10 protein-coding genes are annotated in these 10,936 nt (G+C 67.0%); all 10 read right to left on the bottom strand.

All coding sequences use genetic code 11. From position 1 onward, the window contains the following. Positions 1 to 1,067, bottom strand: a 1,067-nt coding sequence (locus UK23_RS32885; protein ID WP_045315604.1) for an NAD(P)/FAD-dependent oxidoreductase, incomplete at its 3' end; no start/stop codon positions are given. A 21-nt stretch (positions 1,068 to 1,088) separates the two neighbouring features. Then, on the bottom strand, positions 1,089 to 2,867 hold the full coding sequence (locus UK23_RS32880) for an NAD(P)/FAD-dependent oxidoreductase (RefSeq protein WP_082115162.1): 1,779 nt from the start codon (positions 2,865 to 2,867) through the stop codon (positions 1,089 to 1,091). 19 nt (positions 2,868 to 2,886) lie between these two features. Then, positions 2,887 to 4,188, bottom strand: coding sequence for a cation:proton antiporter (locus UK23_RS32875; protein WP_231114793.1), 1,302 nt, complete (start codon positions 4,186 to 4,188; stop codon positions 2,887 to 2,889). Positions 4,189 to 4,346: 158 nt separating this feature from the next. Next, positions 4,347 to 5,111, bottom strand: coding sequence for a TetR/AcrR family transcriptional regulator (locus UK23_RS49185; RefSeq protein WP_156213551.1), 765 nt, complete (start codon positions 5,109 to 5,111; stop codon positions 4,347 to 4,349). Positions 5,112 to 5,121: 10 nt separating this feature from the next. Further along, positions 5,122 to 5,448, bottom strand: a complete 327-nt coding sequence (locus UK23_RS32865; protein WP_045315602.1) for a TfoX/Sxy family protein — start codon at positions 5,446 to 5,448, stop codon at positions 5,122 to 5,124. Further along, a complete protein-coding gene (locus tag UK23_RS32860) occupies positions 5,438 to 6,358 on the bottom strand; it encodes a DUF1702 family protein (RefSeq protein ID WP_045315601.1) in 921 nt (306 codons plus the stop codon). The genes UK23_RS32865 and UK23_RS32860 overlap by 11 nt, the downstream gene beginning before the upstream one ends. Continuing rightward, a complete protein-coding gene (locus UK23_RS32855) occupies positions 6,358 to 7,296 on the bottom strand; it encodes a DUF1702 family protein (protein ID WP_045315600.1) in 939 nt (312 codons plus the stop codon). The genes UK23_RS32860 and UK23_RS32855 overlap by 1 nt, the downstream gene beginning before the upstream one ends. After that, positions 7,293 to 8,219: a DUF1702 family protein gene (locus tag UK23_RS32850; protein ID WP_196777982.1), complete on the bottom strand. Its 927-nt coding sequence runs from the start codon at positions 8,217 to 8,219 to the stop codon at positions 7,293 to 7,295. Before UK23_RS32850 ends, UK23_RS32855 begins: the two co-directional genes overlap by 4 nt. 46 nt (positions 8,220 to 8,265) lie before the next feature. After that, positions 8,266 to 9,192: a DUF1702 family protein gene (locus UK23_RS32845; RefSeq protein ID WP_045315598.1), complete on the bottom strand. Its 927-nt coding sequence runs from the start codon at positions 9,190 to 9,192 to the stop codon at positions 8,266 to 8,268. Further along, positions 9,189 to 10,907 (bottom strand): NAD(P)/FAD-dependent oxidoreductase, encoded by a 1,719-nt coding sequence (locus tag UK23_RS32840; protein ID WP_052685273.1) that lies wholly within the window; start codon positions 10,905 to 10,907, stop codon positions 9,189 to 9,191. Before UK23_RS32840 ends, UK23_RS32845 begins: the two co-directional genes overlap by 4 nt. Positions 10,908 to 10,936 lie beyond the last annotated feature (29 nt).

Raw genomic sequence — 10,936 nt, 5'->3', positions numbered from 1 at the left:
CGCTCGATCAGATCGAGGATCAACCCGTTGCTGATCCCCATCAGATCGCCGCCGGACGAGTACAGCGGGTCGATCGACACGCCGGCCTCACCGGTCAGGCACCAGCGGTCCTCGCTGTACACCTGCTTGCAGCTGTAGGCGTAGTCGCGCATGACCTTGAAGTCCTGAACCTCGTCGAGGTGTGCCTCCACCGCGGCGGCACACTGGGGTTCGTGGGCGCGCAGCCAGTCGAGCGCCCGGTCGAGCGTGTTGAACCGGTCGTGTGGATGGATCTCGGCGTCGGCGACGATCCCGACGCTCGTCGAGCCCGAGGCGAGCGGGATCAGCCACACCCAGTAGCCGTGCCCCATCAGGTGGTTCGTCGAGAGCCTGCGGAAACTGCCGCGACGGCCGTAGGGGCCGGTGTCGACCTCCGTGCGTGCGCGCCATTCCTCGTCGTCGGACCAGGTACCGATGTCGAGCGGTTGCGCGACCCTGAGCCAGGACGAGTTCGCCTTGTGCGATACCGGTTTCGCGAGCCCGAGCTTGCGCTTGAGGATCGCAGCCCTACCCGAGGCGTCGACTACCCAGCGTGCCTCGATGGTCTTCGGCCCGTTGTCGTCACTGACCTCGATCACGTGGTTCTCGTCGCCACCGCGCAGATCGACGCCGGTGACCCGGTGGTTGTCGAGGAACTGGACTCCCTCCGCGGTGACCCTGGTGCCGAGGTGGTTCTCGAGGCGGCCGCGGTCGAGCTGGTACGTGGCCAGTGGCGCCTCCTCGACCTGGCCGAACTCCACCCGGCGGCTGATGTCGTGGTTCCCGTTGTGGGGCAGGAACATCCGCAGCCCGAACTTGCGCAGCTGCTCGGCTTCCAGGTGGTCCTTCAGGCCGAGGACGTCACGCAGGTAGTGGGCCTGCATCTCGACACTGGACTCCCCCACCTTGTGGGCGGCCTCGGCGACGGGATGCGGCTGCTTCTCGATCACGGTGATGCTCAATCCCGGCATCGCTTGCTTCAGCTGCAGCGCGAGGGTCAAGCCGGTGATGCCGCCACCCAGGATGGCCACGTCGACGGTTTCGGGCATGCTGTTCCCCTTGAGTGAAGTTCAGGCCGGGTTGGCCGCGGGCACGGGCTTGGTGACTGTCATCCACCCTGTGCTGGTCGGATTGCGGTGCCGCTCTCGCCGGTAGATCGCCAGCAGGTCCGCGATCAGCGGGTCGCGCTGCCAGTCCTGGATGCGGGCGATGACGTCGTCCCCCGTCCGCTCGGCGAACGCTGCGATCACAGTGCTGACGAGCTGGCCGGCGAGCTGTGCGAACAGCCTGGTGTTCTCGCTGAACCGCGTTTCGAACTCGGTCGCGGTGAGCTCGTCGGCCATCCCGGCGTGCAGCTTCACCATGAAGTTCAGCGGTGCGTACAGATCCACGAACTGCGGGCCCAGGTCGGAGTCGTCGATCGACTCCCACTCACGGAAGAACTGCTGGACTCGGTTGCTGATCTGGGTCAGTCGTCCCAGGTTCGCGGCGATCGAGGGAACCGTGGCGGCGCTGCGGAACATGTCCTGGAAGAACAGCAGCCCGAACACTCCCCAGTAGAAGGCGGTGTCCCAGATGACCTTCGACGACATCACCTGGGCGTTGCCCATCAGCCGGTACTGCTTTTCGTAGACGGCCAGCCAGATGGAGGCGACGCCGCGGAACAGGCTGTCGTGGATCGCGCCCAGCGCGGTGACGTCCTCACCGGCCAGTGACCGGGTGACCAGGTCGACCACGAGGGTGTTGCCGATGGCGATCAGGTCGAGGCCCGGTGAGTAGAGCGGGTCGAGGAAGACCCCGGACTCCCCGGTCAGGCACCATCGCTGCTGGCCGGAGAACACCTGGTCGCAGCTGTAGGAATAGTCGCGCATCACACGGAAGTCCTGAATGCCGTCCACGTGTTCGTCGACGACGGCAGCGCACTGCGGTTCGCGCTGCCGCAGCCAGTCCAGCGCCTTGTCGAGCGTGTTGAAGCCGGCGAACGGGTGGACATCCGCGTCCGCGACGATGCCGACGCTGGTCGAGCCAGAGGCGAGCCGGATGAGCCACACCCAGTAGCCGTCGCCCATGAGGTGATTGGTGGACAGGGCACGGTCGCCTTCGAGGATCCGCCCTGCCCACTCGGCGTCCTCGGTCCAGGTCCCGACGTCGATCTCGTGCGCGACCCGGAACCACGCGGCGTTCGCGGCGTGGCCGACTTCTTCGCGCCGGCCGGCGTTGTGGCGGTGCAGCAACTGGCTGCGTCCAGACGCGTCGACCACCCACCGCGCGGTGATGTCACGTACCCTGTCAGGCCCTTCGACCCGAACTCGGTGCACCGAGTCGGCCCGCAGCTCGACATCGACCACCTTGCAGCCGTCGAGGAAGTCGACGCCGGCGTCGACACAGCGGACGCCGAGCTCGTTCTCCAGCCGGCCGCGGTCCAGCTGGTAGGTGCCCAGGGGCGGGAACACCGAACTGCCGAGCTCAACGCGATCGGCGATGTCGGTGTTGTCGTGGTTGCTGAAGAACATGCGCAGCCCGAACTTGCGGATCTGCTGCTTCTCCAGGTGGTCCTCCAGCCCGAGCACGTCACGCAGGTAGTGGGCGGCGATCTCCACAGTGGACTCGCCGACCTTGTGCGTGGTCTCCGGAACCGGATGCTGGAGCTTCTCGACGACGAGCACCCGGATGCCCTGCTGTACCTGGCGGAGGTGCAGCGCGAGCGTCAGGCCGGCTGTACCACCGCCCAGGATCACCACGTCGTGGTCCGTCGGCTCGGACGGCCTGCGTGCTCGCAACGACTCCGCCAGCGCGGCCCGTTGGTCGTGCGACAGTCCGGCGAGCTGGTTTCGTATCGCGTCAGTCATGGATGTCCCCCTGGCCGTTTCAGTCGACGTCGGCTGTGACCGGTTTTGGCCGCGCGGCGGGCTTGGGCTGCTCACCCGCCGGGCCGAAGATGAACCCGTCCCTCAGGGCGCGGCGCTCGAAGATCCGCTGGATCGGCGTGGCGGCGAAGGTGGTGATGATCGTCATCAGCGCGAGGATCGTGTAGAGCTCCGTCGTGATCAGACCCGCCGACTGTCCGATGTTGAGCAGGATCAGCTCCATCAGGCCGCGGGCGTTGGCGAGCGCGCCCATCGATCCCGCTTCGCGCCAGCCCATGCCCTGCCACCGTGCGGCGAGCCCGACGGCACCGAACTTCCCGGCGAACGAGACCACTAGGACTAGAGCGCCCATCAGCAGCACTGAGGGCTCGAAGATGAGCGACAGCTGGGTGTTCAGTCCTGAGTAGATGAAGAACGCGGGCAACAGGAAGTAGGCGACCAGCGGCTCGAACCTGTCGCGGATCCTGTCGAGCAGCGCGCCGCGCGGCATCACGAGTCCTGCCACGAACGCTCCGAAGACCGAGTAGATGCCCACGAAGTCGGTGAACCAGGCACCGAAGAGGATGACGAACAACACGATCGTCAGGTGCGCGATCGGGATTCCGCCACTGAGCCCGGAGTCTCCGCGCGGCGACCACGTGTTGAGCCGTGCCAGCCAGCGTCGTCCGACGAGCACCATGAACAGGACGTAAGCGAGGCCACCCAGCAGCGTGATCAGCGCGTCGTTCATGCTGCCACGGGCCGTGGCGACGACCGTGGCGAGCAGGATCCAGGAGCACGCATCGTCCACCGCGGCGCAGGACAGCGACATGGTGCCCAGACGGGTGTTCAGCAGCCCCGAGTCGTAGACGATCCACGCCAGCATCGGAAACGCCGTGATCGCCACAGCGGCGGCGATGAACAACGCGCCCTGCCAGCCGCTCACCTTGTCGGTGAAGTAGCCGCCCTTCGACACCATCATCCAGCCCAGGACGCTGCCGAGAATCATCGGCACCACGACGCCGAACGCCGAGGTGGCTCCGGCCTGACGCACGTGTGCGCCCAGGATGTCGAGCTTGAACGAGGCTCCGACCAGGAACATGTAGAGCACGAGACCGATCTGGCCCACGACGTAGATCGCGGTGAGGTTCGGGTGCGTGATCGCCGTGCCACCGACCTGAAGAGTGGCCGGGAACAACCAGTGCTGCGCGGACGGCCAGACGGCGCCGAGCACGGACGGACCCAGCACGAAACCGGCCACCATCACAGCCACGACCTGTACCTGAGCCAGCCTTCGGAACAGGGGCCAGATGAGGCGGTACACGGCCAGGATCACGAGCAGTTGCAGGAACAAGTGTGTGGTTATTTCGAGCAGTGTCGGCACAGCTGACTCCTCGGCGCTGAAGTAGCGACCACGTGAATGCGGCGGTGACCACAGTGGCCGGGCGGAGTTACGGTCCACTTACCCGAACTGCAAGGTGGTCAGGCTCTGGCCGCGGTGTCACGGCTGACCTGGATGAGCCGGTCCCAGCTGCTCGCCAGGCCAAGACTCGCGAACGTCTCGCGCATCAGGGTGTTGAACACGAGGTCGGAGTCGACCAACTCCTCTTCCACCCGTCCGAAGACCTCGACCATCAGAACGCCGTACAGCCGGACCCAAGCCAGCTTGAACAGCCACATGGTGCCCATGCCCTCGAGGCCGAGCTTCGCGGTGAACGGGTCGCTGCTCTGGTCGACGAGCGTCTGCAGACCCGGATCCACATCGTCCTTGCGCGGCACGGCAATCAGGCCGCGCGAGTGCAGCTCGATGAACAGCTGCGCGAAGTACGCAGCGAACGGGTTCTGCGCGTCCCGGTCCTTCGCTTTGCTGCGGTTGCGCCACACGTCCGCAAGCGTGGGGTTGGCGAACGCCATCTGGAACTCGACGCGGTTGGCCAGGGCCCAGCATCGGAACATCGTCGCCGACGCGGCGAGCCTGGCCGCCGGGTCGTCGCAGGGGTAGTGGTCGCGTGCCCTCGTCATGGCCGCGACCACGTCGGCACAGATGTCCCGCGCCACCAGCACGTGCAGCTCGTCGACGCTGTCGAGATATCGGTACAGGGCCGGTGACGTCATCCCCATCTGGGTTGCCACGGCCCGTACCGACAGCTCACAGCCCTCACGCAGAAGCTCGCGGGAGACCTGGACGATCTCGTCGTAGGTTTCCTGCCGCCGCCGTTCGCGGCGGCTCATCACAGGGTCGACCAACGCCATCTCCTCAAGCCGATTCGCGGTTGTGGTCGAGGGCGGCGTCGAGCCAGAACGCCAGCATGTCCTCCGTGGACAACTTGTCGGCACTCACCCGGAGCCAGCCAGGTCCCATCGTTCGGCCGTTGCCCATCTCAGCCGGCTGCGCGCCTTGACGTTCGAGCTCGCCGACCCGATCGGGTGCACAGCGCAGCCATATGCCGCCGTCACCGTGCGCGAATGCGGCGAGCTTCCCATTGATCATGAAACCGAGGCCGCCGAACATGGCGACTTCGCGAGGCTGCGAAGGTGTGAGCCTCGCACGCATGCGATCGGCCAGCTCGGGGTCATACGCCACTGGTGCTCACCACCGTCGCGGCGAAGTGGTCGCGCCAGTTCTTGATCGACGTGGCTTCCCGTCGTCCCTGGCGCAGCACCCTAGCGGCGTCGTCGCTGGAGACGCCGGCGAACACCTCGCAGGCGAGATCTGTGTGTGCGGCGGGGTTTCCGGCCAGCTCACGCGTCCAAGCAGCCGTGGCCGCACCCCACGCCAGCCGGTCGGTATATCCGTCAGCGAGGTCGAGCATCAGCTCGAGTCCGGACCTGTCAGTGCCACCGCCGTACGCGCAGGCCATGCCGACGCCGTTCCAGAGGTCGCCATGGCGGTCGGGCTGGAAGCTTTCGACCGCCTCCGCCGCACGGCTGACCATGCCGCCGTTGGAGAACCAGATCGCCCGGCCGAGGCCCTGGTCGAACAGCGGCCTGCACACACCGGCCAGGTGGACCGGACGGGCCTGCTTGGTGATGTAGCGGCGGCGGGAGAAGAAGCCGCAGTGGAAGCCGTAGCCGTCGATGACCGCCCAGCCCAGCAACGGATCCAGCCTGGCAAGGTACCGTTCCGGCCGGCGCCGCAGCCGGGCTAGGGCAAGGCCGAGTCCTACGTAGACGGTGTAGACGTGTGTGCTTCCAGGACCTTCGACGAACGCGCCGAGCCTGTTTCGCCACGGTCCCATCAGGTCCAGGGCGCCCAGCCCCATACCCGCGCCCTCGTAGGCGAACCCGTCGTACACCGGGTCGACCGTCTGCAAACGGATCGCCAACACGTCCGCGGAGCTGTCTTCCAGGGTCGCGTGATAGCCCAGCGCCAGCGACTCGGCCACCGGGGCGAAGCGTTGCCAGGCCTCGGGTGCGAAGCCGGGCTGGCGGAACGCCTTCACCGGATCTGGGATGCCGAAGAGACGGCGGCGAACACTCCCAAGTGCGGTCATCAGTCGGCCCTCACTGCGGTGGTGGTGTGGTAGCTCGCCCGCATCCGTTCACGCCACGCCTCGTGGCCTGGAGTCCGGTTGCGCTCAGCCATTTTCGTAACCGTCGCGGCGTCCGTTCCCCACGAGACGGTGCAGGCGAGTTCGGTGTGGTCGGCAGGGTGTCGTGCCCGGAATCCAGCGCCGACCGCGACGCCGACCGCGAACTGGTCGGCTTGCTGATCGGCCGCGTTCACCAGGCGGCGCATCGCGAGTTCGTCGAGCACACCTGCGGCATAGGCGCAAGCCAGACCGACACCGCTCCACAGATCACCGCGGCGGGCGAGTGGGAATCGTTCGATCGTGGCCGTGAGCCGGTGGGTGTTCGCGGCGGACGTGAACCAGAGACTGCGGCCGAGCCCGCGGTCGAACATGCGCGCCGCGTACCCCGTGATCCGACGAGGCCTGACCTGCCGTCGCAGGGCTCGGTCCGGGCTGAAGAAGCCGTGGTAGAAGCCGTAGCCGTCGAGCATCAGCCACCGGTCGTCGTCCGAAAATCGCGCCATGACCTTCAGCGGATCGACCGGCACTCGCGGCAACACGAGACCGGCGCCGATGTACACCATCGGCTTGTAGGTGCGGCCAGGACCGTCGAGGAAGTCCGCCGTCCGACGTTTTCCCGGCAGCAGAAAGTCCAAAAGCGACAGTCCCATACCGGCGCCCTCGTACGCGACGCCGCGCACCGGGTCGTCGGTGGCGTTCAACAGCGGGACGAGCGTCGAGAACCGGGGGTGGTCCACGGTCGTCCAGAAGCTGTCGACGAGAGCGTGCGCGGTCGGCGCGAAGTCCTGCCAGACGCGCTCGATGTCGTCGTGTACTCCGAACTGCCTCGCCGCAATCTTGGGGAACTCCTCGGCGGACAGCCGCAGCACCGGCCTGAGGATGCTGCTCAGCCTGATCATTCGAACTGCCGCAGGATTCGGTGCCGCCACAGTGCATAGACGGGGATGGCCGGGTCGGTCGGCAGGTCGTTGCGCAGTTTCTCGACCTCGGCGGCCACGTCCGCCGACGACGCTCCACACAGGACCTCGCTCGCGAAGTCGTTGTGGTCGGCGGTGTTGCCCACCTGATGGCGGATGCCCGCCGACATCGCCGCCCCGACGGCGAGGTGCCCGCGATACGCGCCGGCGACGACCTGCAGGTGCTCGACAGTCGGCCGGTCGACGCCACCTGTGTAGCCGCAGGCCAGCCCTACGCCCTGCCACAGATCTGCCTGTCGCGACTCGGCGAAGCCCGCGATCGTGGTGGCGACCCCGAGGACGTCGGCCCCGGCGGAGAACCAGATGCTGCGGCCCATCCCGTGGTCGAACGCCCGCAGCCCGTAGCCGTGCAGTTGCTTCGGCAGGCGCTGCTGCAGTGTGTACTTCCTGTGCGCGAAGAACCCTTGGTGGAAGCCGTAACCGTCCAGCACGACCCATCCCCACAACGGGTCGTCGAGGCGTTTGCGGAACGGTTCGGGGTTGAGCCTCATCCTGGCGAGGCCCATGCCCGCGCCGAGGTAAACGCCGTAGATGTACGGCGCGCCCGGACCGTTCACGAATTCCTTCGTCCGGCGCTTCGTCGGCACCAGCGTGTCCAGCGCGGCCAGGCCGACGCCGGCACCTTCGTAGGCGAACCCGGCCAACTCTTCGTCGTAGGCGGCGAGTTTCGGCACCAGGCTGTCGAAGTTCGGGTCGAGCACGGTGAGCTGACAGCACTCGGTGACGGTGAACACGACCTGCTTGAGTCGTGCGCTCGACGCGTCGTCGTCCATGGCAGGTGGTTTCATCGTCGCCGCGGAAACGGCGAACACCTTGCCCAGCAGCGTGCCTGCGACGGCGCGCACCTTGCTCTCGCTTGCGGGTGGTGGTGCTAGGTCGACCATTGGTTCCTCACCGGGAGAACACGTCGAACAGATGGGCTTGGAGCAGTTCGTAACCGGGCCGGGTCATGCGTTCCGGCAGGCCGGCGAACGCCTTCTCGACGAGCCCGGACGCGCCGAGGCTGTCCGTGCCGCACAGGACTTCGCACACCAGATCCATGTCGGGCTGGGGGTTGCCCGCACGATGCCTGCCCCTGGCCGCGAAGGCGGCTCCGGTGGCCAGGCGCGGCAGGTGCTCGGCACTCGCCTCGCGCAGGTACTCGACGTCCTGCTTCGAGACCCCGCCGACGTAGCTGCACGCGACACCTACGCCCAGCCAGAGGTCAGCGTGCCGGTCCGGGGTGAACGCGGAGATGTGGGCGGCGAGGCCGTGGACGTCGGCTCCCGTGGAGAACCAGATGCTGCGGCCGATGCCCTGATCGAACACACGCCGCGCGTACGGCGAGAGGAACTTCGGCACGATCTGGCGTTCGACGTGCTTGGTGCGGGCGAAGAAACCTTCGTGGAAGCCGTATCCGTCCACGACGAGCCAGCGCAGCACCGGGTCGTCGAGCCGTGCCAGGAACGGCTCGGGCCGCCGTCGCATGCGCGCCAACGCCTCGCCGGCGCCGATGTGCGCCATGTAGGCGTGGGCGTCTCCTGGGCCTTCGAGAAACGCGCGGAATCGCGATTTCCCCCGTACGACCAGGTCGAGACCGGTCAGTCCCATGGCGATGCCCTCGTGGGCGTAACCGTTCAACGCCTTGGGAACCTGGTGGATGCGCGTCATGATGTCGGCCGGACCCCCTCCGTCGACCACGGCGTGGTAGCCCGCGATGGCCGCTCGGACCGCGTCCTCGAGATGCCGCCAGTTCGCCGTGTCACCACCCTTGAAGGCGCGGATCTCCCGTTCCGGCACGCCCATGACGGCACGGCGTGCTCGCACCAGCACGCTCATCGGGATTCCCCCGCCAACGCATCCGTGTGCGGGCGGATCGAGAAGTCACGACCGCCACCGTCGGCTCGCCCATCCGGGCCCACGGTGATCCACGCGTCGACGCGTTCGTCATGCGCAAGGTAGACGTCGACCAACCGCATCACGGCCTTGTCGGCGCGCCACCGGTCCGCCTGGTCGCGGCGCGCCTGCTCGTCAGCGGCTTCGCACTCGGCGATTACGGCGTGCAGGAGCTCGCCAGCGATGCGCTCCAGCTCGTCGAGGTTGGCGCCGAGCTGATCGGCCAGTTCGGAGTCGGACAGGTTCGCGGTCAGGCCCTCGTGGAAACGGGTCATGAAGCCGAAGTCGTAGTACGTGATGAACCCGTCGGCGTGCTGCTTCGGTTCGACGTCGTACCACTGCCGGAAGAACCGCTGGACCGGCTCGGTGATCGCCGAGATCCTGGCCAGCTGAGCCACCAGTCGCGGCCGGTCGACCATCCGCGGGAACTGGTCGTGGTAGAAGAGAAGTGATGGCACCGCCCAGTAGACGCCGGTGTCCCAGATGACCTTCGCGCTCATCACCCTCGCGTTGCCCATGATCGGGTACTGGCCCTCGTAGATCGGCAGCCAGCTGTCGGTGACGAGGAAGAACACGGTGTTGTGGATCGCGGCGAGCTCGCTGACGTCCTCGCCGTCGAGCGCGCGGGTCACGAGGTCGGTGATCAGTCCGTTGCTCAGGGAGATGACATCGAACCCCGGCGAGTACAGCGGGTCGAGGAAGATGCCCGCCTCCCCCGTGAGGCTCCAGCCCTGCCCGGAGTAGACCTGCTCGCAGCCGTACGAGTAGTTCCGCATGACCTTGAAGTCGAGCAGTTGGTCGCGGTGGGCCTCGACGACCTCGGCGCACTGCGGTTCGTACTTGCGCAACCAGTCCAGTGCCTTCTCGAACCTGTTGTAGGTGTCGAACGGGTGGAGCTCCGCGTCGGCGACGATGCCGAAGCTGAGCGAGTTCGACGCCAGCGGGATGAGCCAGACCCAGTAGCCCTCTCCCATCAGATGGTTGGTCGAGAGGCTGCGATGGCCGTCGCTGATCCGCTCGTGCCAGGCCGGGTCGGCAGACCACTGGTCGATGTCCACGGGGCTGCCGACGCGGAACCATGCGGCGTTCACGTTGTGGCCGTTGGGTTTCGCGAGCCCGAGCTTGCGTTTGAGAAGTCCCGCCCGGCCAGAGGCGTCGACCACCCACCGGGCCTTGATCTCGCGCTGTTCGCCCTCCGGTGTTGTCACGGTGACGTGGTGCTCGCCGTCGCCGAGCTCGACTTCGTTGACGCGGTGGCCGGTCCAGACAGCCACACCGAGCTCGACCAGCTCGTCCGTCAGGAAGTTCTCGAACCGGCCGCGGTCGATCTGGTAGGTGGCACCGACGTGCGGGCGGTGCGCGTGACCGAGCTCGACGCGGCGGGTGATGTCGAGGTTGTCGTTCTGGGAGAAGAAGAACCGGAGCCCGAACTTGTCGAGCTGCCGGCCGAGGATGTGCGGTTCGATTCCGAGGACGTTCCGCATGTAGTGGGCAGCGATGTCCACTGTGGACTCGCCAACCTTGTGTGCCGCCTCGGGCGCCCGGACGCTCTTCTCCACCACCACGATCGAGGTGCCGGGACGAGTCCTGTGCAGCTGCATCGCGAACGTCAGCCCGGCCGCTCCGCCGCCGAGCACCACCACGTCGAATTCGGTCATGCCGACAACGTTAGGAAGGCCGGTTACAC

The sequence above is a fragment of the Lentzea aerocolonigenes genome, from assembly GCF_000955955.1.
GTDB classification, from domain to species: domain Bacteria; phylum Actinomycetota; class Actinomycetes; order Mycobacteriales; family Pseudonocardiaceae; genus Lentzea; species Lentzea aerocolonigenes_A.
Note: the sequence above shows the minus strand (reverse complement) of the source record. Positions and strands in the feature narration are given on the sequence as shown.